The sequence below is a fragment of the Flavimobilis sp. BM9 genome (assembly GCF_058313055.1).
Genome location: NZ_JBZEMO010000004.1, coordinates 166,812 through 186,110, shown reverse-complemented (window position 1 = coordinate 186,110; position 19,299 = coordinate 166,812). Strand labels below are relative to the sequence as shown.

The window sequence follows — 19,299 nt, the reverse complement described above, 5'->3', positions numbered from 1 at the left end:
TCACCACGAGGTGCCACGATGAGCAGCATGAACGACGCGACCGGACCAGCCGCCCCCGCCAGCGCTCCCGCTCCGGGCGAGGCCCGCGCCCCCGGCGTGCCGACGATCCCCCTCGACCCTGAGCTCGCCGCGCACATCGCCGAGCACATCGCGGAGCCCGAGCAGCCGGGCAGTGACCGTACGCCGGAGCTCGTCCCGCTCCCCGACGACCGCTTCGCGGACCGCGAGCTGTCCTGGCTCGCGTTCAACCAGCGCGTCCTCGAGCTCGCCGAGAACCCCGGCCTGCCCCTCCTCGAGCGCGTGCGGTTCCTCGCGATCTTCGCGTCCAACCTGGACGAGTTCTTCATGGTCCGCGTCGCCGGCCTCAAGCGCCGCATCGCGACCGGCATCGCGGTCAACTCCGCGTCCGGGCAGACGCCGCGCCAGGTGCTCGAGGGCATCGCCGAGCACGCGCACATCCTCGCGACGCGGCACGCTCGCGTGTTCGACGACCTCAAGCCCGCCCTCGCCGAGGAGGGCATCACGATCGTGCGCTGGGAGGACCTGGCCGCCCAGGAGCAGGACCGCCTGCACAAGTACTTCCGCAAGCAGATCTTCCCGGTGCTCACCCCGCTCGCCGTCGACCCCGCGCACCCGTTCCCGTACATCTCGGGGCTGTCGCTCAACCTTGCGGTCATCGTCCGCAACCCGAGCACCGGCAAGGAGCACTTCGCGCGCGTCAAGGTGCCGCCGCTGCTCCCCCGGTTCATCGCCGTCGACTCCCGCGGCCGCCCGTCGGCGCCCGGCGCGCAGACCGGCGCGGAGGGCAGCGAGCGCACGTCGTTCGTGCCGCTCGAGGACGTCATCTCGCAGCACCTCGACCACCTCTTCCCGGGGATGGAGATCCTCGAGTTCCACAGCTTCCGCGTCACCCGCAACGAGGACGTGGAGGTCGAGGAGGACGACGCCGAGAACCTCCTGCAGGCGATGGAGAAGGAGCTGCTGCGGCGCCGCTTCGGCCCGCCCGTGCGCCTCGAGCTGACCGAGTCGATCACGCCGCGCATCCGCAAGCTCCTCGTGCGGGAGCTCGGCGTCGAGCCCGACGAGGTCTACGAGCTCACCGCGCCGCTCGACCTCACGGGCCTGCACCTCATCGCCGACATCGACCGACCTGACCTCCAGTACCCGCGCTTCGTCCCGACGACGCACCGATACCTCGCGGAGGTCGAGTCGGCGAAGCCGACGGACGTGTTCGCGGCGATCAAGCGCCGCGACATCCTGCTGCACCACCCGTACGACTCGTTCTCGACGTCCGTGCAGACGTTCCTCGAGCAGGCCGCGGCGGACCCGTCGGTCCTCGCGATCAAGCAGACGCTCTACCGGACGTCAGGTGACTCGCCGATCGTCGACGCCCTGATCGACGCCGCCGAGGCCGGCAAGCAGGTGCTCGCGCTCGTCGAGATCAAGGCACGCTTCGACGAGCAGAACAACATCTCCTGGGCGCGCAAGCTCGAGCAGGCGGGCGTGCACGTCGTCTACGGCATCGTCGGGCTCAAGACGCACTGCAAGCTGTCGCTCGTCGTGCGGCAGGAGGCCGACGGGCTGCGCCGCTACTGCCACGTCGGCACCGGCAACTACAACCCGAAGACCGCCCGCCAGTACACCGACCTCGGCCTGCTCACGTGCGACCCGGACGTGGGCCAGGACCTCACCCGGCTGTTCAACCAGCTCTCCGGGTATGCGCCCAAGTCCGAGTTCCACCGTCTGCTCGTCGCGCCGCGCTCCGTGCGGACCGGCCTGATCGAGCGCATCGACCGCGAGGCGGAGCACGCGCGCCTCGGACGGCCCGCGTGGATCAAGATCAAGGTGAACTCGATCGTCGACGAGGCCACCATCGACGCGCTCTACCGTGCCTCGCAGGCGGGCGCCCAGGTCGACCTCGTCGTCCGCGGCATCTGCGCGGTGCGTCCCGGCGTGCCCGGGCTCAGCGAGACCATCCGGGTCCGGTCGATCCTCGGCCGCTACCTCGAGCACTCACGCATCTTCGCGTTCGCGAACGACGGCGTCCCGGACATCTTCATCGGCTCCGCCGACCTCATGCACCGCAACCTCGACCGCCGCGTCGAGGCGCTCGTGTCCATCGCCGACCCCGAGCAGGTGCAGAACCTCATCGCGCTGCTCGACGCCTCGATGGACGACTCGACCGCGTCCTGGGTCCTCGACGCCGCAGGCACCTGGGAGCACCGCCACACCGGCCCCGACGGTGAGCCGCTCCAGGACATCCAGGCCGTGCTCATCCAGCGCCAGCGGCGCCGCCTCGGGCTCGGGCGGTGAGCCGACTGTCGACGCAGGGACACGTCCCTAGCGGCAGCAGCCTCGTCGACACGGGCGAGAGCTCGCACCGGCACGCGATCGAGGCCGCCGGTGCGCTCGTGTGGCGCGTCCGCAAGGGCGAGCTCCAGGTCCAGCTCATCCACCGCCCCCGTTATGACGACTGGTCGTGGCCCAAGGGCAAGCTCGACCCGGGCGAGACGCTGCGGGAGTGCGCGGTCCGCGAGGTCGCGGAGGAGACCGGCAAGCCGATCATCCTCGGGATCCCGCTGCCGATGCTGCGGTACAAGACGCCCGAGGGACGCTTCAAGCGCGTGCACTACTGGGCAGCACGACGCGCGACGGACTCGGACGCGCCTGCGCTGCGCGCGCGCACGCCCGTGCCGGCCGTGGACCCCGCCGAGATCGACGAGGCGTGCTGGCTCGGCGTCGACGATGCCCGACGCCGCCTCACCCGCCCCGCAGACCGCGAGCCTCTCGACGCGCTCGTGCACGCGCACGCGAAGGGCCGTCTCGACACGCGCGCGCTCGTCGTCGCGCGGCACGCCCGGGCACGCAAGCGCGCAGCGTGGGCGGGCACCGAGGAGGACCGGCCACTCACCCCGGCGGGATACCTGCAAGCAGCGACGCTCGTCCCGATCCTCGCCGCGTACGGCGCGGTGTCGATCACGACGTCGCACTGGCTGCGCTGCGCCGACTCGATGGCGCCCTACGCCCGCGCCACGGGCCTCGCGTCGGGCCTGAGCTTCGACCTGACGGAGCTCGCTCACGAGACCTCCCCGCGGAAGGTCGCGGCCGTCGTCGACCGGCTCCTCCAGGAGCCCCGCTCGGCAGTGATGTGCACGCACCGTCCCGTGCTGCCGACGGTCGTGCGAGCCCTCTCCGCGCGTACCCGGGAGGGGGTCCGTGCCGACCTCCCGTCGCAGGACCCGTACCTCAAGCCCGGCGAGCTGCTCATCGCCCACGTCGCCGACCACCGCGACGGCCCGCGCGTCGTCGCGGTCGAGCGCTCGCAGAGCCACCTGCACCAGGCGATCCTCACGGCGAAGGCCGGGGTCTCCTGAGCGTCACCAGCCCTTGACGACGACGGCTCCCGTGCTGAGCACGGGAGCCGTCGCTGCGTCTGGCCGCCTCAGGCGGCGGGCGACCTCAGCCGAGGATCGGGTGCAGGAGCCAGAACACGATCGCGGCGACGCCTGCGGCGGCCGGGATCGTGAGGACCCACGCCATGCCGATGGACTTGGCGACGCCCCAGCGGACGGCCGACAACCGCTTGGTCGCGCCGACGCCCATGATCGCGGTCGTGATCGTGTGCGTCGTCGACACGGGGGCGTGCAGCCAGAACGCGTTCACGTACAGGACGACCGCGGAGACCGACTCGGCGACGAAGCCGCGCGCCGGGTCGAGCTCGATGATGCGGCGGCCGAGCGTGCGCATGATGCGCTTGCCGCCCGTGGCCGTCCCCGCCGAGATCGCAGCCGCAGCCAGGATCTTGATCTCCCACGGGATGGCGTCACCCTTCGTGGTCCATCCGATCGCGGTCGTCGCGAGGAACATGACGCCCATGGTCTTCTGCGCGTCCTGGAGCCCGTGGCCGAGCGCCATGGCCGCAGCCGACGCCGTCTGCGCGATGCGGAAGCGGCGCGACGCCTTCGCCGGTGCGACGTTCTTGAAGACCCACAGGACCCCGACCATGACGAGGAACGCGAGACCGAAGCCGACCGTCGGCGAGATGACCATCGGAAGGACGACCTTCTCGACGATCGACGCCCAGTAGACGGCGATCCCGCCAGCGAGCCCCGCGCCGACGAGCCCACCGATGAGCGCGTGCGTCGAGGAGGACGGCAGGCCGAACCACCAGGTGATGAGGTTCCACACGATCGCGCCGACGAGCGCGGCGAGCACCGCGACGAGCGTGAGCCGCGTGCCGACGTCGTCGATGTGGATGATCTCGTGAGCGATCGTCTCGGCGACCGCGGTACCCATGAGGGCGCCCGCGAAGTTCATGACCGCGGCCATGGCGAGAGCCGCACGCGGCGTGAGAGCGCGCGTCGACACCGAGGTGGCGATCGCGTTGGCCGCGTCGTGGAAGCCGTTGGTGAAGTCGAACGTCAGCGCGAGCGCGGCGACGACCAGAACGAGTGCGACGTCCACGAGGGGTCAGGACTCCTTGACCGCGATGGTCTCGACGGTGTTCGCCACCTTCTCGAACGCGTCGGCAGCCTCCTCGAGGATCTCGACGACCTCCTTGAGCTTCATGAGCTCGATCGGGTCGGTCACGTCGTCGAACATCTGCGCGAGGAGCTTGCGGTGCAGCTTGTCGGCCTGGTTCTCGAGGCGGTTGATCTCGACCCAGTAGTCCGAGAGGTCCTGCATGGAGCGCAGGCGGGGCATCGCCTCGGCGGTGATCTCCGCGCAGCGCTGCAGGATCTGGATCTGGTCGGCGACGCGGCGCGGGAGGTCGTCGAGCTTGTAGAGCACGATCAGGTCGCTCGCCTCCTCCATGAAGTCCATGCAGTCGTCGAGCGCGGAGGCGAGCGCGTAGATGTCGTCACGGTCGAACGGCGTGACGAACGTCGAGTTGATGCGTCGCAGGATCGAGTGCGTCGCCTCGTCGGCGAGGTGCTCCACCTCGTTCATCTGCTTCGCGATCGCCTTGCGGCCCTGCCTGTCGGCACCGAGGAGCTCGCTGAGGAGCTTCGAACCGGTGACCAGGTGCTCCGCCGAGGCGGTGAAGAGGTCGAAGAAAGATGTATCGCGCGGGGTGATACGGAAGCGCACGGGAAGCTCCGATGACGAGGGGAGGTGTCGCGTACAGCGTAGAACCTCGTTTGGGTGAACACGCAACTTCACGGGCGTCCGGCAGGCATCCACCGGATGAGGGTTCGGGTGCTGCACCATCCCGGCCGGGGACCGTGCGGGACCTATGCCCCGGAGCGGGAGTGAGATGAACGACGCCGGGCCGGGAGCGCCTCTCGGCGCGGGGCCGCTCGTAGCGGCTGATGATGGAGCCCGGGGCTACCGCAGCCCGGCGTCGCACGTCCACTCTAACGCTGCGGCCCGCCGTGCACTTCCTGAACGGCGAGCCCCGGGTCAGGTCAGTCGAGCATGCCCGCGCGCCACAGGTGGGCGCAGCTCTCGAGCTCCTCGGCGGTGCGTACGAGCGACGAGGCCCGTCGCGTCATGTGGGTGGCCCGGGGGCCGTCGGTGACGTCGACCGAGTCGGCGTCGAACGCCGCGCCGACGGCGAGGATGCGGCAGAACGCGCTCGCACGTTCGAGCGCGACGGCGAGGTCCCCTGCGAAGACGCCGGAGAGGACGGCGTCGGCCAGGCGGAGCATGTCCTCGGGCGAGGGGCCCGACGCTCCGGCGACGGCCTCGTGGACGGGCGCGTGCACGACGCCGAGGCGGAAGCGGAGCGTGACCGTCGCGGGGTCGCGGCGCACCCACTCGCGCAGCACGTAGAGGCGCCACAGCGCGCCGGGCAGGGTCTCGGGCGCGGAGTCCGCCCACAGCCCGGCGACGACGTCGAGGCCTTCGGTCTCGACGAGGCGGACGAGACGTTCGACGACGTCGGGGTCCTCGTGCGCGTGGGCCTCGCGGACGAGCGCGCACGCGGTGGTGTGCGCGATCTCGGCGCGCAGGGTGGGGTCGTTGACGCCGGGGATCTCGTCGGCCTGCTGCGGATCGAGCATCGCAGGCCGACGGTGCGGCCGGCGTGGTCCGGTGGCGTCAGTCATCCGTCCAGTGTTGGGCACGAGGGGTCGCGGCGGCCAGTCGGGGCGTGGGCTGTCTTGCTCGTCACGTCCGACCCAATTTGCTTGCATGCTGCAAGCAACGGCACCTATCGTGGTCCGGCACCCGAAGGAGCACCATGACCACCCCATCCGGGATCCCCCCGCACATCATCGGCCTCGCCCGCGCCCTCGAGGTGCTCACCTCCGCGCAGCGGACCCTCGGCGCGCGCATGTCGCACGACCTCGACCTGCCACGCGCGACGATCGGGCTCCTGCTGCACCTCTCGCGCGCCGGCTCGACCCAGGTCGGCTGCCTCGCGCAGCACCTCAAGGTCGACACGTCCGTCGCGTCCCGGCACGTCTCCGCACTCGTCGCCGCAGGCCTCGTCGAGCGCACGGTCGCCGACGACGACCGCCGCGGCCGCTCCGTCGGCCTCACCGACGCAGGACGCGCCAAGGTCACGCAGCTCTTCGCACGCCTCACGACCGACCTCTCCGCCGCGTTCGCCGGCTGGGACCCCGCAGACCTCGACACCGCGGCGGCCTCCGTCATCGCGGTCGCCGACGCCATCAACCGGATCGACGCCCCCGCGGCGGCGTCCGCCCTCCCCGGCGCCGACGGTGCCGCCGGTCCTCTCCCCACGCCCGACCAGAAGGACCACGCATGAGCAAGTCCCCAGCGCCCCACGCACCCCAGACCGGTGCGGCCCAGAGCCCCGACCACCTCCCCGGCGAACCCTCGACCATGTCGCACACCGACATCCTCCGGTCGATCTCGGGCATCTTCATGGGCCTGTTCGTGTCGATCCTGTCGACGTCGATCGTCAGCTCGTCGCTGCCTCGCATAGTCGCGGACCTGGGCGGCAACCAGTCCGCCTACACGTGGGTCGTCACCGCCACGCTGCTGACGACGACGATCAGCACCCCCATCTGGGGCAAGGTCGCCGACCTGTTCGACCGCAAGGTCATCGTCCAGCTCTCGCTCGTCCTCACCGTCGTCTCCGCAGGCCTCGCCGGTCTCGCGCAGAGCAGCGGCACCCTCATCGCGTGGCGCGCCCTCCAGGGCGTCGGCGCAGGCGGCCTCACCGCCGTGAGCATGGTGCTCATCGCCGACATCGTCGCGCCCCGCCAGCGCGGCAAGTACATGGGCTACATGGGCGGCATCATGGCCGTCGCCACGATCGGCGGCCCGCTCCTCGGCGGCTTCCTCACCGACGCCGTGAGCTGGCGTGCGAACTTCTTCATCGCCGTGCCGTTCGCCGTCGTCGCGATCGTCCTGCTGCAGAAGACGCTGCACCTCCCGCCGTTCACCCGCCCCGACAAGGTCGACATCGACTACTGGGGGGCGCTGCTCATGTCCGCCGGCATCTCGACGCTCCTCCTCTGGGTCACGTTCGCCGGGAACTCGTTCGACTGGGCCTCCTGGCAGACCGCCGCGATGGTCGGCGGCTCCGTCGTCGTCCTCGCGATCGCCGTCTGGGTCGAGTCCCGCGTCGCCGCGCCGATCATCCCGCTCGACCTGTTCCGCAACCGCACGGTCACCCTCGCGATCATCGCGAGCGCCTCCGTCGGCGTCGTGCTGTTCGGCACGACCGTGTTCCTCAGCCAGTACATGCAGATCGCCCGCGGCTACTCCCCGACCGTCTCCGGCCTGCTGACCATCCCGCTGATCCTCGGCCAGCTCACGTCCTCGATCGCGACCGGCCAGGCCATCTCACGCCGCGGCCGCTACAAGGTCTTCCTCATCGTCGGCGGCGTCCTCATGCCGGTCGGCCTCGGGCTCATGGGCACGATCGACTACCAGACGAACCTCGGCCTCATCTGCCTCTACATGGCGATCATCGGCGTCGGCATGGGCATGCTCATGCAGAACATGATGCTCGCGGCCCAGAACACGCTGTCGCCCGCCGAGCTCTCGACGGGCTCCGCGACGATCGCGTTCTTCCGCTCGCTCGGCGGCGCGCTCGGCGTCTCCGTGCTCGGCGCCATCCTCGGCTCGCGCATCACGTCGGACATCGCGTCCGGGCTGAAGTCCCTCGGGGTCGACGGCGGGCCGCTCTCCGGCGGCACCCTGCCCAACGTCCACGAGCTGCCCGCGCCGATCGCCAAGATCGTCGAGTCCGCCTACGGTGCCGGCGTGGCCGAGGTGTTCCTCGTCGCTGCGCCGATCGCGCTCGTCACGCTCGTCGCGATCCTCTTCATCAAGGAGGTGCCGCTCGGCACCAAGTCCAACCTCGAGCTGCGCATGGAGGAGCTCGCTCGCGAGGACGCCGAGCAGTCCTGACCCGCGCTCTCGCCCTGGTCCCGAGCCCTGCGAGCCCGGGCCCTGGCCAGCCCCCGGACGACAGATCGCCCCTGTGCACACGTGAGGTGTGCACCGGGGCGATCTGTTGCGCTGGGTCGGCTGCTCAGGCGTCCGGGTCGAACGTGAGCGACACCGAGTTCATGCAGTAGCGGTTGCCCGTGGGCGTCTGGGGCGCGTCGTCGAAGACGTGGCCCAGGTGCGAGCCGCAGCTCTTGCAGCGCACCTCGGTGCGGACCATCCCGAGCGAGTGGTCCTCGAGCAGCTCGACGGCGTCGGAGCTCGTGGCCTCGTAGAAGCTCGGCCAGCCGCAGTGCGCGTCGAACTTCGTCGTCGACCGGAACAGCTCGGCGCTGCAGGCGCGGCAGCGGTAGATGCCCTCGCGGTTCTCGTCGAGCAGCTCCCCCGTGAACGGGCGCTCCGTCCCGGCCTCGCGCAGGATGTGGAACTCCTGCGGGGTCAGCACGACCTTCCACTCGTCGTCGGTCTTGTTCACCTGGTACGTCATGTCTCTCCTCCTCAGGGGGCGCAACACCGTCGCGCCCTCACATCTTCCCTCGCCTCGGCACCACGCGCCGAGGAGGGGCGACGGCGCGGGCTCCGGCCGCGCGATTCTTCCGTCGCGCGCGGCCGGGCCCGCCGGGCACAACGACGCCGAGATAGGGGGCCGCACGCGAGACAGGCCCCTAGAGGGCCCTACCTCGAGCGCAACCCCCTACCTCGGCGAAGGGGAAGAAGACCCCGTGGGTCAGCGGCCGCGGCCGCGGGAGAAGTCGGCAGCAGTACGCGTGCGACCCGACGTCGCGCCCTGGCGCGAGCCCCCGGAGCGGCCCTGACCCGAACGGCCGGAACCCCCGGACGACGGCGTGGACGTCGAGTACGTCGTCGGCGCCGAACCAGCACCGCGGCGCCCGCGACCACCCTCGGCGGACTGACCCGACCGGCGGCCACCACCCTGGCCAGCCTGCTCGCTGCGCTGGCCGCGCTGCGCGCCACCGCGCTGCCCGCCGCCCTGCTGCGCGCCACGACCAGCGCCGCGCGCAGTCTCGCCCGCGGGCTTCTTCTTCCGCGGCTGCTTGGGCGCGGGCTGCGCGGCGGCCGGGGCGGCCGACGGCGCCACGAGCTCCGCGACGTCACCGACCAGCTCGGCGATGCGCGCGTCACCCGCACGCACACGCTCGGGCGTCGCGGCGATCTTCGCCTTGCGGGTCAGGTCCTTCACGTCGCCGCGCTGCTCGGGAAGCATGACGGTGACGACGTCGCCGCCGTGCCCGGCGCGAGCCGTGCGGCCCGAGCGGTGCAGGTACGCCTTGTGCTCGGCCGGCGGGTCGACGTGCACGACCAGCTCGACCTCGTCGACGTGGATGCCGCGCGCCGCGATGTCGGTCGCGCACAGCACCTTGACCGCGCCCGTCGAGAACGCCTCGAGGTTGCGCTCGCGCGCACCCTGCGACAGGTTGCCGTGGAGGTCGACGGCCGGGATGCCGTCAGCGGTGAGCGTCTTCGCGAGCTTCTTCGCCTGGTGCTTCGTGCGGGTGAAGAGGATGCGGCGGTTGGTGCCGCTCGCGAGCTGCGTGACGACGTCACGCTTCACGCCCGCGTCCGCGACCTCGAAGATGTGGTGCGTCATCGCGGCGACCGGCGACTGCGCCGAGTCGACCGCGTGGTGCAGCGGGTCGCTCAGGTAGCGCTTGACGAGGACGTCCACGCCGTTGTCGAGCGTCGCCGAGAAGAGCATGCGCTGACCGCGCTTGGGCGTGCGGTCCATGATGCGCTTCACACCGGGCAGGAAGCCGAGGTCGGCCATGTGGTCGGCCTCGTCGAGCACGGTGATCTCGACGTCGTCGAGCGTCAGGTGGCCCTGACTGAGGAGGTCCTCGAGGCGCCCCGGGCAGGCGACGACGATGTCGATGCCCGCCGCGAGCGCGTTGACCTGGCGCGACTGGGCGACACCACCGAAGATGACCGTCGTCGTCAGCCCGAGGGACGTGGCGAGCGGGGCGAGCGTCGCGTCGATCTGCGACGCGAGCTCGCGCGTCGGGGCGAGCACGAGACCGCGCGGACGGGCAGCCCGACGGCGTCCCTCGGGGCGGGTCGCGTCGAGGCGCGTGACCATCGGCAGGGAGAAGGCGAGGGTCTTGCCGGAGCCGGTGCGGCCGCGCCCGAGGACGTCGCGTCCTGCGAGGGTGTCGGGCAGCGTCGCCGTCTGGATGGGGAACGGGGTCGTCTTGCCGTCCTTGGCGAGGGCGTTGACGACGGCGGTGGGCAGATCGAAGTCCGCGAAGGACTGAGGCGTGGAAGGCATGGTGCTCTCTGGGTAGGTCTCCCGCGCACACGGGCGGGGACGAGGCTGCGACGAGCCTGATTGCTGGCTGCTTCCTGGCAGCCTTCGGCACCGACCGGCTGTCCGGTCTCGACCGAGGGTTCGGGGTCCGCCGCGAGAGAACTCAGGCTCGCACGCGCCCGCGATCTCGCTGGGACGTGCTGACTCCACGACGCTGGGCCGGCAGATCGCGCGGCCCGAGTAGGTCCCATCATGTCAGACGACGCGGCGAAGCACCTCCCCCGTCCGCGTGACGTTCGCCTCCCGCCCCCTCCCGACCAGGCCTGTCACAGGCGGGGCAGGCAGGATGGCACCGTGCAGACAGTCCTCGACGTCCTCGACCAGATCTGGTCCGCGGCGACCACCCCGTCCGACCTTCCCGACCTGCGGCTCGTCCTCGTGACCGCCGCGGCCGCGCTCGTCGTCGTGGCCTGGCGGCCGCCGTGGTCGGTCGTGCGGCACGGCGTGACGACCGTGCACGAGGCGGGTCACGCCGTCGTCGCGCTCCTCACGGGAAGGCAGCTGCAGGGCATCCGCGTGCACTCGGACACGTCTGGGCTCACGGTGTCGAAGGGTCGGCCACGCGGGCCCGGCATGGTCGCGACGACGTTCGCCGGCTACACCGCGCCCGCGGTCCTCGGGCTCGCGGCGGCGTACGGGCTGAACCGCGGCTACGCCGTCGGCGTCCTGTGGGCGCTCGTGCTCGTGGCGGTGTTCGTCCTGGTCATGATCCGCAACTGGTACGGGCTGTGGACGGTGCTCGTGACGCTCGTCGCCCTCGTCGGCGTGACCTGGTGGGGCAGCGACGGTCTGCGCCTCGGTGCCGCGTACGCCGTCGTGTGGCTCCTGCTGCTCGGCGCGCCGCGGGCGGTCGTCGAGCTGCAGGTGCAGCGTCGTCGCCGGGGCGCGACCGGCTCCGACGCGGACGTGCTCGGCCGGCTCACACGGACGCCGGGCGGGCTCTGGGTCGCGATCTTCGCGCTCGTGACGCTCGCCGCGCTCGCACAGGGCGCGCGATGGATCGCGCCCACCCTCCTGCCCTGACGCGGCCCCCGCGGCCCGCGGACCTCAGCCCACCGGCACCGCGACGTCGGTCCGCTGCTCCTCGTGCGGCGGGTACGTGATCTCGCGGTTCGCACCGCACGGCTCGGCGCCGGCCCCGCCGTCGAGCGTGAAGCGACCTGACGACAGCGCGTCGTGGACCTCGACCATGCGAGCGAAGCCGACGGCGTCGGGCGGGCCCGGGACCGTGACGACGGCGAGTGTCGCCGCAGGCTCGACGCGCAGCACGCTGCCGCGCGCGGGTCGCAGCGGCGCGACGACGGGGACGCACGTCTCGACCTCGCCGTCGCCGTCGGGCGTCACACGTCCGCGGTACACGGTGAACACGGGGCCGGCGACGTCGTCGGGCGTGAGCTGCTCGAAGAGCGTGCCCGCGCTGCGCCGCAGCGCGTCCGGGAGCCCGGCCGCGTCCGTCCGGCACGTGACGGTCAGGACGAGCTGCTCGGGGACCTCCCTGCGCGCCGCTGCGAGCGCGGGCAGGTCTTCGCCCGCAAGACGGCGGCGCACGAGCTCGGCGAGAGGCGCACGGCCTGCGTGCGTGGACTGTTCCTGCGCCCACCACCGGTCGAACGCCCCGACGGCGCTGCCCGGGCCCTTCGAGTCCGAGGTGCCGCCCGCCTCGAGGAGCCCGGCGACGACGCCGAGCGGCGCGCCGAGCGACCGGAGCAGCGCGATCAGCCGCGCGCGGTCCACCTGCGTGCGGTCGAACAGCCGCCACCCCTCGGACGTGCGTGCGGGGTGCAGGAGCCCGCGCTCGTCGTAGAGCCGGACGGCCTTGGTCGTGAGCCCGGCAGCCCGGGCGAGGTCTCCGGTCGTGAGCTGGCCGGCAGATGCGTCGTTCGTCATGCCGTGGACGCTAGGCCCTGCCCCAGGGGCAGGAGCAACACGGTGGTCACGCAGGGCTCGGCAGGAGGGATGCGAGGCGCTTCTTGCCCGTGTTGGTCCTGACGATCCAGGCGACGTCCGGGTCGGCGACGTCGAGGGCACCGAACGTGGGCAGGCCCGCGGCCGGGTCGGCGGCGACGGCCACGCTCCAGCAGTAGCCGAGGGCTTGGCGCAGCGTGCGCACGTCGGCGCCCCGACGCTGCCCGGGCGGCAGCGCGGCGAGGCGCGCGGTCAGGCGCTCGCACGCTGCGAGCGCGGCGGCCGTCGCCTGGGGGTCGCGGAGCAGTCGTGGCTCGCAGACGGCGGCGACGGCGGCACGCCCGACGAGCGGGTCGGGGTCGTCTGCCCACTCCTCCGCGAGCACGAGCAGCGCGGGCAGGTCCCGGTCGCCAAGGAGCTGCAGGCCGATCGCGACACCCTCCCGGACGCGCCAGCGCTCGTCCGAGGCGAGGGCTCGCGCGCGGGCCGCGACGGCCGGGTCGTCGGCCCGCCGCCCGAGCGCGGCTGCGGCGCACATGACGAGGTACTCGTCGCCCGACTCCAGGAGCGCGTCGATCGTGGCCTGCGAGGCGAGCGCCGCCACAGCGTCGACGAGGGCGAGGTTCGCTCGCGGGCCGGGCAGCCCTGAGTGCTCGCTCAGGAAGGCTGGCCAGTCTCCCGGTGCTCGTCCCTGCAGCTCGTCGTGCCATCCGGCAGCTCGTGACATGCCTCGACCGTACGCCGTGCCGGGCCGCGGCGGGTGAGGCGGTCGGTGAGGGCCGCGAGCGTGGCGCCTGCGACGGCGACCGCGAGGTCGCGGGGGACGAACGTCGAGCCGAGCACGAGGCGGGCGGGCGCCCACAGCTCGCCGACGCGTGCGGGCAGTCCCGTGAGCTGGGCGAGCTCAACCGTGACGCCGAGCGCGGCAGCGGCCACGACGAGCGTCGCGGCCCGGGCCCGCGGCGCGAAGAGCGCGAGCAGGAGGTAGAGCAGGACGGCGTAGAGCAGGCCGCCGACGACGTCGCCCACGAGCCCCGGCAGCGACCGTCCGAGCAGCCCCGCGACGACGACCACCGCCATGACGGCGGCGAGGCGCGGACGGGAACGAGGCTGGCGGCTCTGCATCCGCGCAAGGTACCAGGGCGTTTGCGACCGTTGCCGACGTCAGGCAGGCGCAGTACCGTCAGGCAGGCCGTGCCCGGGAGGGGCGCGGGCGGCTGGGGCGGGGACGCTCCGCCTGACCGGAGGGAACGCTGATGGCGTCGATATCCTTTTTCGCCCTGATCGCGGGTGTCGTGGCGGTCGCCGCGGTCGTCGCGGTGATCGTCGCTGTCGTCGTGACGTCGAGCCGCAACAATCCGTGATCGTTGCTCGTCCCGTGCGCCGCGACGCGGTGCGCGCTGCCGTCTGCTTGTGCGTCGCGCTCGTCGGCCTGCTGGCGGCTCCGTTCCTTCCTGATCCAGAGGCTGCTCCCTCCGACGTGGCGCCCGGCTTCGGCGACGCAGCGTGGTGGGTGGTCCTCGCCACGGTGACCGTTCAGGCGGTCGCACTCGCGTGGGCGAGCTCCGCCCAGGCGCGTGTGCTCGTGGGGGTCGCGGGTGTGCCGCTCCTCGCAGCGGTCGCCGGGACGGGCGGCCTCGCCGGGATGACGACGCTCGCGGTGATGGTCGCGGTGTACGTCGCGGTGGTCTCGAGACCGTGGGCGGAGATGCGGCCCGCGGTCGTCGCGGCCGTCGTGCTGACCGTCGTGACGCACGCCGTCGCCGGGCTGCGGGACGGCATGTTCGAGCCGCTGCTCGCGGTGACCGCGGCAGTGGGCCAGGGAGTGGTCGTCGTGGGCGGGCCCGCGCTCGTCGCCGTGCTCGTCGCGTCCCGGCGGGCGGTCGCCCGGTCGCGCGAGCAGGAGCTCGCAGCGCTGGCCCGCGAGCGCGACGCGCTCGTGCGGGAGGCTCGCGCGCAGGAGCGCACGGCCATGGCACGCGAGCTGCACGACATCGCGGCGCACCACCTGTCCGGCATCGCCGTCATGTCGGCGGCGATCGAGCGGCAGGTCACGACCGACCCGGCTGCGGCGCAGGAGGGGGTGCGGCAGGTGCGCAGCCAGAGCACGGCGGTCCTGCGGGACCTGCGTCGGCTCGTCGGGCTGCTGCGGGAGGACGACGCCGCGGAGCTGGGTGTCGAGGCGCTCGCGGGAGTCGCGGAGCTCGTCGCTCACGCGTCGGCGCGCGGTGTCACGGTCGAGCTCGTCACGCTGCCTGCTGGCGGTGGTCCGACCCTCGCGGCGGGCATCGGCCCGCTCGCGCAGCTCACGGCGTACCGGCTCGTCCAGGAGTCGCTCGCGAACGCGTCACGGCACGCGCCCGGGGCGCCGTGCGTCGTGACGCTCGACGGCCGTGACCCGGCCGCCGTCGTCGTGTCCGTGCGGAACGACTCCGCGGCCACCCCGCCCGAGCGCGACACCTCCGGGGGATTCGGGCTCGTCGGCATGCGTGAGCGCGCGGCGCTCACGGGGGCGGAGCTGAGCTACGGTCCGGAGGTCGACGGCGGCTGGGACGTGACGCTGCGCCTGCCCCGCGACCCTGACACCGAGCTCGACACGACCGACGGGGGGACCGCGTGATCCGCATCATCGTCGCTGACGACCAGCCGCTCGTCCGGGCTGGCCTGGCCGCCCTCCTCGGCTCGGAGCCTGACATCGAGGTCGTGGGCGTCGCGTCCGACGGCGACGAGGCGGTCACGCTCGCGCACGAGCTGCGGCCCGACGTCGCGTGCCTCGACATCCGCATGCCCGGCCGGGACGGGATCAGCGCGACGCGTGCACTGTGCGGGCCCGACGTCGTCGACCCGGTGCCCGTGCTCGTGCTGACGACGTTCGACCTCGACGACTACGTGTTCGGCGCGCTCGAGGCGGGGGCGTCGGGGTTCCTGCTCAAGGACGCCGAGCCGCACGAGATGGTCGCGGCGGTGCGTTCGATCGCGGCAGGGCACGGCACGCTCGACCAGAGCCTGACGCGTCGAGTGCTGCGGGAGTTCGCCGAGCGGCGTCGCACGCAGCCGGTCTCCGCGCAGCGCGGTTCGGAGCTGCTCACGGCGCGCGAGACGGAGATCCTGCTGCTGCTCGCGCAAGGCATGTCGAACGAGGAGATCGCTCGTGAGCTCGTCGTCGAGGTGTCGACCGTCAAGTCGCACCTCGCCCGGATGCTGCCGAAGATCGGCGTCCGGTCGCGGCTGCAGGCGGTCGTGTGGGCGTACCAGAACCGCGTGGTGACGGTCCCCGACGAGGGGTGACCGGGCCGCTTGCATCGAAAGGTGCAAGCCGCAGGGTTGCGTCCTGAGCGGCTCGAACGCGCCCCCGCCCCGCTCATAGCGTCGAGAACGACGGAGAGCACGTCCCCTCGACCTCTCGGAGCACCCCATGTCCTACATCACCGCCCCCGCCCCGCCGGACACCCGCACGGCCGTCCGCCTCGTCCAGGTCCGCAAGACGTACCCCAACGGCCTCGACGAGACCGAGGCCCTCGCGTCCGTGTCCGTCGCCCTGCGGCCCGGATCGTTCACCGCGATCATGGGCCCGTCCGGGTCCGGCAAGTCGACGTTCCTCAACTGCGCGGCCGGGCTGGACCGCCCGATGAGCGGGCACGTCGTCGTCGGCGACGTCGACCTCACCACGCTCAAGCCGGACGCGCTCACGCAGTTCCGCCGCCGCCACATCGGCTTCGTCTTCCAGGCGTACAACCTCGTCGGGCACCTGACGGTCGCGCAGAACGTCCAGCTGCCGCTGCTGCTCGACGGGCGCCGCCCCGACCAGGCGTGGCAGGACCACCTGATGCACGCCGTCGGGCTCGACGGCATGGCGGACCGCCTTCCGGGCCAGCTCTCGGGCGGGCAGGCGCAGCGCGTCGCGATCGCGCGGGCGCTCATCACGCGGCCGACGGTCGTGTTCGCCGACGAGCCGACGGGCGCGCTCGACTCGCACACGGGCCAGCAGGTGCTCGACGTGCTGCAGGGCGCGGTCCGGGACCTGGGCCAGACGCTCGTCCTCGTGACGCACGACCCGCGCGTCGCGGCGGTCGCCGACCAGGTGCTGTTCCTCGCGGACGGGCGCGTCGTCGGGCACCTCGAGCAGCCGACGACCGAGCTGGTCGCGGAGCACCTCCTCGCAGCGGCGGGGCGGTGACGACCATGTGGTTCTTCTCCCGCTCCTCCGCCCGCGCGAACCGCGCGAGCCTCACCGGGTCCGCGATCATCGTCGCGCTCGCCTCCGCGCTGCTGACCGCGACGGGCGTCCTCCTCGAGTCGGGGCTCCGCACGGGCCTCGCCTCGGACACGGTCGGCGGCAGCGCGATGCTGCTCGCGATGGTCGCGAGCTCTTTCGCGGGCACGACGATCCTCATCGTGGTCTTCATGCTGTCGTCGACGATCGCGGGTGCGCTGCGCCAGCGCCGTCGCGAGCTCGCGCTGCTGCGCGCGATCGGCGCGACGGGCAGCCAGGTCCGCTCGCTCGTCACCCGTGAGGTGCTGATGGTCCTCGCGGTCGCGGCGCCGCTGGGTGCGGTGCCGGGCCTGTTCGGGTCGCGGCTGTTGACGCCGGCGCTCGAGTCGAGCGGGATCGTGCCCGCCGGGTACGCGCTGACGCTCTCCCCGGTCCCCGTCGTCGCGACGCTGCTGCTGCTCGTCCCGACGTGCCTGCTCGCCGCGCGCCTCGCCAGCCGCGAGGCGGTCCGCACGAGCCCCACGGCGGCGGTCCAGCAGAGCCAGGCGGAGCCGACGCGGCTCGGCAAGGCGCGCATCGCCACGGCGGTCTACCTGACGGCGGGTGGCGTCGTCCTCGCGCTCACGCCGTTCTTCCTCCCCGGGATCGGGGGCACGATGGCGGGCGTCATGTCGGCGTTCCTGCTCATCACGGCGGGCGCGCTCGCGGGCCCGGCGATCGTGGCGTGGCTCGCGGAGCGGGGGCTGCGCGCCACGGCGCCGCTCGGTTGGGCGAGCGGGCACCTCGCCCTCGCGAACGCGCGGGGCTTCTCGCGCCGTCTGACGACGGCGGTCGTGCCGCTCGCTCTCCTGATCGCGCTCGGCACGGTGCAGTCGGCGTTCGACCGCACGACGGTCGCTGCGGCGGGCGAGCAGCTCACGGCCGGCCTGCACGCGGACCTCGTGGTCGACGCGTCGGCGGGCACGACGGCGGCGCAGGTCGCCGCCGTCCCGGGAGTCGCTGCCACCTTCGCGACGGCCGCGATCCCGGCGGACGTGAAGATCGAGGACGACGACGAGGAGATGCCGCTGTTCGACTCGCTGTCCTGGGAGGCGGGCTCGCTCGCCGTGCTGCCGCGCGGCGCGAGCTCGGACATCCTCGACCTCGACGTGCGCGAGGGTTCGGTCGCGGCGCTCGACGGCGTCGACACGGTCGCGGTGGGCCGCGACGCGCTGTTCGGCACGGGCAAGGGCTACGGCGACTCGATCGAGGTGCGGTGGCCCGACGGCGAGGAGCGCACGGCGACGATCGTCGTGGTGTACGGGCGGTCGCTCGGGTTCGGCGACCTCGTCGTCGGCGAGGCGACGCTCGCCGCGCACGGCCTCGCCGCCCAGCCCGACTCGATCCTGGTGCAGACCGCGCCGGGCGCGGCGGACGACGTCGAGCAGCGCCTGACGACGCTCGGCGCACCCGTGCGTGACGTCGCCGCGCACGTCGAGGCTGTCAAGGGCTCGGGCGGGTCGATGCAGGACCTGTCGATGATCCTCCTGCTCGCGCTGCTGGGGTTCGTGACGCTCGCGGGCGCGAACACGCTCGCGATGCTCTCGGGTCAGCGTGGCGGCGAGCTGGCGCTCTTGCGGCGCACGGGCGCGACGGGTCGCCAGCTCACGGCGATGGTCCTCGTCGAGGCGGTGTTCGTCATCGGTGCGGCCGTGCTGCTCGGGACGGTCGCCGTCCTGCCTGCGCTCGTGGGCGCGGGCTACGGGATGCTCGGCACGCCCCTGCCGGTGGTCGACTGGGCGATGTTCGGCGGGCTGGCCGCGGTCGTGGCTGTGGTCGCGCTCGTGACGACCGTCCCGATCACTCTGCGGCGGCGAGCCGCGAGCTGAGCGTGTCGCGCGCCTGCTGCGCGACCGGACGGACGGTCTTGTCACGGTCGGAGAAGTGCCGGGCGATGACCGCGTGGTGCTCAGCGCCGCCCTGCTGTGCGAGAGCGCGCAGGGCGGCGCTGCGCACGCGCGCGTTGTCGTCGTCCGTCAGACGCACGAGCTGGTCGAGCGCGGGGATGCCCCGCTCGAGCACCACGCGCAGGCACATCTCGCGCACACGCCACGCCTGGTTGCTCAGGCCCTTGAGGACGAACGGTGCTGCGGAGTCGTCCCACACGTGGAGCAGGGCGCGGGCGCCCCACAGCTCAGGCCAGTACAGGGGCGGGGCGCCGTCGAGGATGCCGAGGCCGTGCCGGCCACCCGCGTACAGGAGGAAGTCCTTGCCGGCGTTCTCCCCGCGCAGGAGGGCGATCGCGCTGGCCACCACCTTGTCCTCGCCGTAGTGGTCGACGGCGGCGCGCAGGCGCTCCCCCGTCGGCAGGTCGAGGGGGATGTGGGGGTTGGGGTTCAGCTTCTTCTCCATGATGGGTCCAGCCTAGGCGCGTTCTGCTGCCGCCGGGCCTTCGCCCGCCAGTGGCAAGGCGTAGGCCCGCGGGATGAGGTGCGGCGGTGACGGATGA

18 protein-coding genes are annotated in these 19,299 nt (G+C 72.7%); 9 read left to right on the top strand and 9 right to left on the bottom strand.

The features are described from left to right. Nucleotides 1-27: 27 nt before the first annotated feature. Both AC4F3Q_RS08740 and AC4F3Q_RS08735 read left to right on the top strand, forming a co-directional pair. Entirely contained in the window at nucleotides 28-2,313 is a 2,286-nt protein-coding gene (locus tag AC4F3Q_RS08740) for an RNA degradosome polyphosphate kinase (protein ID WP_491039779.1), read from the top strand. After that, on the top strand, nucleotides 2,310-3,374 hold the full coding sequence (locus tag AC4F3Q_RS08735; RefSeq protein ID WP_491039620.1) for an NUDIX domain-containing protein: 1,065 nt from the start codon (nucleotides 2,310-2,312) through the stop codon (nucleotides 3,372-3,374). Before AC4F3Q_RS08740 ends, AC4F3Q_RS08735 begins: the two co-directional genes overlap by 4 nt. An 85-nt stretch (nucleotides 3,375-3,459) precedes the next feature. Here the strand turns inward: AC4F3Q_RS08735 and AC4F3Q_RS08730 are convergent, their stop codons facing one another. The 3 genes from AC4F3Q_RS08730 to AC4F3Q_RS08720 form a co-directional block, all read right to left on the bottom strand. Continuing rightward, entirely contained in the window at nucleotides 3,460-4,464 is a 1,005-nt protein-coding gene (locus AC4F3Q_RS08730; RefSeq protein ID WP_491039619.1) for an inorganic phosphate transporter, read from the bottom strand. 6 nt (nucleotides 4,465-4,470) lie between these two features. Then, nucleotides 4,471-5,091, bottom strand: coding sequence for a DUF47 domain-containing protein (locus AC4F3Q_RS08725; RefSeq protein WP_168448047.1), 621 nt, complete (start codon nucleotides 5,089-5,091; stop codon nucleotides 4,471-4,473). Between the two features lie 317 nt (nucleotides 5,092-5,408). After that, a complete protein-coding gene (locus AC4F3Q_RS08720; RefSeq protein WP_491039778.1) occupies nucleotides 5,409-6,005 on the bottom strand; it encodes a hypothetical protein in 597 nt (198 codons plus the stop codon). 179 nt (nucleotides 6,006-6,184) lie between these two features. On the opposite strand from AC4F3Q_RS08720, the gene AC4F3Q_RS08715 reads away from it, so the two are divergent. Further along, a complete protein-coding gene (locus tag AC4F3Q_RS08715; protein ID WP_491039618.1) occupies nucleotides 6,185-6,715 on the top strand; it encodes a MarR family winged helix-turn-helix transcriptional regulator in 531 nt (176 codons plus the stop codon). After that, nucleotides 6,712-8,331 (top strand): MDR family MFS transporter, encoded by a 1,620-nt coding sequence (locus AC4F3Q_RS08710; RefSeq protein ID WP_491039617.1) that lies wholly within the window; start codon nucleotides 6,712-6,714, stop codon nucleotides 8,329-8,331. The genes AC4F3Q_RS08715 and AC4F3Q_RS08710 overlap by 4 nt, the downstream gene beginning before the upstream one ends. A 124-nt stretch (nucleotides 8,332-8,455) precedes the next feature. On the opposite strand, the gene msrB is transcribed toward AC4F3Q_RS08710, so the two are convergent. Beyond that, the gene (gene msrB / locus AC4F3Q_RS08705) at nucleotides 8,456-8,857 is read right to left on the bottom strand and encodes a peptide-methionine (R)-S-oxide reductase MsrB (protein WP_168448044.1); all 402 of its coding nucleotides are present in this window, start codon (nucleotides 8,855-8,857) and stop codon (nucleotides 8,456-8,458) included. A 240-nt stretch (nucleotides 8,858-9,097) separates the two neighbouring features. Next, on the bottom strand, nucleotides 9,098-10,654 hold the full coding sequence (locus AC4F3Q_RS08700) for a DEAD/DEAH box helicase (RefSeq protein WP_491039616.1): 1,557 nt from the start codon (nucleotides 10,652-10,654) through the stop codon (nucleotides 9,098-9,100). Nucleotides 10,655-10,987: 333 nt separating this feature from the next. On the opposite strand from AC4F3Q_RS08700, the gene AC4F3Q_RS08695 reads away from it, so the two are divergent. Next, complete coding sequence (locus AC4F3Q_RS08695; protein WP_491039615.1) at nucleotides 10,988-11,716, top strand: M50 family metallopeptidase; 729 nt, start codon at nucleotides 10,988-10,990, stop codon at nucleotides 11,714-11,716. A 24-nt stretch (nucleotides 11,717-11,740) separates the two neighbouring features. On the opposite strand, the gene AC4F3Q_RS08690 is transcribed toward AC4F3Q_RS08695, so the two are convergent. The 3 genes from AC4F3Q_RS08690 to AC4F3Q_RS08680 are packed head-to-tail and all read right to left on the bottom strand — an operon-like array spanning nucleotide 11,741 to nucleotide 13,723. Further along, nucleotides 11,741-12,580, bottom strand: coding sequence for a MerR family transcriptional regulator (locus AC4F3Q_RS08690; RefSeq protein ID WP_491039614.1), 840 nt, complete (start codon nucleotides 12,578-12,580; stop codon nucleotides 11,741-11,743). 46 nt (nucleotides 12,581-12,626) lie between these two features. Continuing rightward, nucleotides 12,627-13,325 (bottom strand): HEAT repeat domain-containing protein, encoded by a 699-nt coding sequence (locus AC4F3Q_RS08685; RefSeq protein ID WP_491039613.1) that lies wholly within the window; start codon nucleotides 13,323-13,325, stop codon nucleotides 12,627-12,629. Continuing rightward, nucleotides 13,256-13,723, bottom strand: coding sequence for a DUF2809 domain-containing protein (locus AC4F3Q_RS08680; RefSeq protein WP_491039612.1), 468 nt, complete (start codon nucleotides 13,721-13,723; stop codon nucleotides 13,256-13,258). The genes AC4F3Q_RS08685 and AC4F3Q_RS08680 overlap by 70 nt, the downstream gene beginning before the upstream one ends. Before the next feature lie 235 nt (nucleotides 13,724-13,958). On the opposite strand from AC4F3Q_RS08680, the gene AC4F3Q_RS08675 reads away from it, so the two are divergent. The 4 genes from AC4F3Q_RS08675 (at nucleotide 13,959) to AC4F3Q_RS08660 (ending at nucleotide 18,679) form a co-directional block, all read left to right on the top strand. Beyond that, a complete protein-coding gene (locus AC4F3Q_RS08675) occupies nucleotides 13,959-15,218 on the top strand; it encodes a sensor histidine kinase (RefSeq protein ID WP_491039611.1) in 1,260 nt (419 codons plus the stop codon). Next, nucleotides 15,215-15,886, top strand: a complete 672-nt coding sequence (locus AC4F3Q_RS08670; RefSeq protein WP_168448037.1) for a response regulator — start codon at nucleotides 15,215-15,217, stop codon at nucleotides 15,884-15,886. Before AC4F3Q_RS08675 ends, AC4F3Q_RS08670 begins: the two co-directional genes overlap by 4 nt. A 127-nt stretch (nucleotides 15,887-16,013) precedes the next feature. Beyond that, the gene (locus tag AC4F3Q_RS08665) at nucleotides 16,014-16,775 is read left to right on the top strand and encodes an ABC transporter ATP-binding protein (RefSeq protein ID WP_491039610.1); all 762 of its coding nucleotides are present in this window, start codon (nucleotides 16,014-16,016) and stop codon (nucleotides 16,773-16,775) included. Between the two features lie 5 nt (nucleotides 16,776-16,780). Continuing rightward, nucleotides 16,781-18,679: an FtsX-like permease family protein gene (locus AC4F3Q_RS08660; protein WP_491039777.1), complete on the top strand. Its 1,899-nt coding sequence runs from the start codon at nucleotides 16,781-16,783 to the stop codon at nucleotides 18,677-18,679. Here the strand turns inward: AC4F3Q_RS08660 and AC4F3Q_RS08655 are convergent. Beyond that, complete coding sequence (locus tag AC4F3Q_RS08655; RefSeq protein WP_491039609.1) at nucleotides 18,651-19,202, bottom strand: HEAT repeat domain-containing protein; 552 nt, start codon at nucleotides 19,200-19,202, stop codon at nucleotides 18,651-18,653. The two genes, AC4F3Q_RS08660 and AC4F3Q_RS08655, sit on opposite strands and share 29 nt — an antisense overlap. Nucleotides 19,203-19,299: the final 97 nt, after the last annotated feature.

What these genes read in the sequence shown, in the direction of transcription:
- AC4F3Q_RS08740 (WP_491039779.1), top strand. Translation starts at nt 28, where the DNA reads ATGAACGACGCGACCGGACCAGCCGCCCCCGCCAGCGCTCCCGCTCCG.
- AC4F3Q_RS08720 (WP_491039778.1), bottom strand. Translation starts at nt 6,005, where the DNA reads ATGCTCGATCCGCAGCAGGCCGACGAGATCCCCGGCGTCAACGACCCC.
- AC4F3Q_RS08715 (WP_491039618.1), top strand. Translation starts at nt 6,185, where the DNA reads ATGACCACCCCATCCGGGATCCCCCCGCACATCATCGGCCTCGCCCGC.
- AC4F3Q_RS08710 (WP_491039617.1), top strand. Translation starts at nt 6,712, where the DNA reads ATGAGCAAGTCCCCAGCGCCCCACGCACCCCAGACCGGTGCGGCCCAG.
- msrB (WP_168448044.1), bottom strand. Translation starts at nt 8,857, where the DNA reads ATGACGTACCAGGTGAACAAGACCGACGACGAGTGGAAGGTCGTGCTG.
- AC4F3Q_RS08700 (WP_491039616.1), bottom strand. Translation starts at nt 10,654, where the DNA reads ATGCCTTCCACGCCTCAGTCCTTCGCGGACTTCGATCTGCCCACCGCC.
- AC4F3Q_RS08690 (WP_491039614.1), bottom strand. Translation starts at nt 12,580, where the DNA reads ATGACGAACGACGCATCTGCCGGCCAGCTCACGACCGGAGACCTCGCC.
- AC4F3Q_RS08685 (WP_491039613.1), bottom strand. Translation starts at nt 13,325, where the DNA reads ATGTCACGAGCTGCCGGATGGCACGACGAGCTGCAGGGACGAGCACCG.
- AC4F3Q_RS08680 (WP_491039612.1), bottom strand. Translation starts at nt 13,723, where the DNA reads ATGCAGAGCCGCCAGCCTCGTTCCCGTCCGCGCCTCGCCGCCGTCATG.
- AC4F3Q_RS08665 (WP_491039610.1), top strand. Translation starts at nt 16,014, where the DNA reads ATGTCCTACATCACCGCCCCCGCCCCGCCGGACACCCGCACGGCCGTC.
- AC4F3Q_RS08660 (WP_491039777.1), top strand. Translation starts at nt 16,781, where the DNA reads ATGTGGTTCTTCTCCCGCTCCTCCGCCCGCGCGAACCGCGCGAGCCTC.
- AC4F3Q_RS08655 (WP_491039609.1), bottom strand. Translation starts at nt 19,202, where the DNA reads ATGGAGAAGAAGCTGAACCCCAACCCCCACATCCCCCTCGACCTGCCG.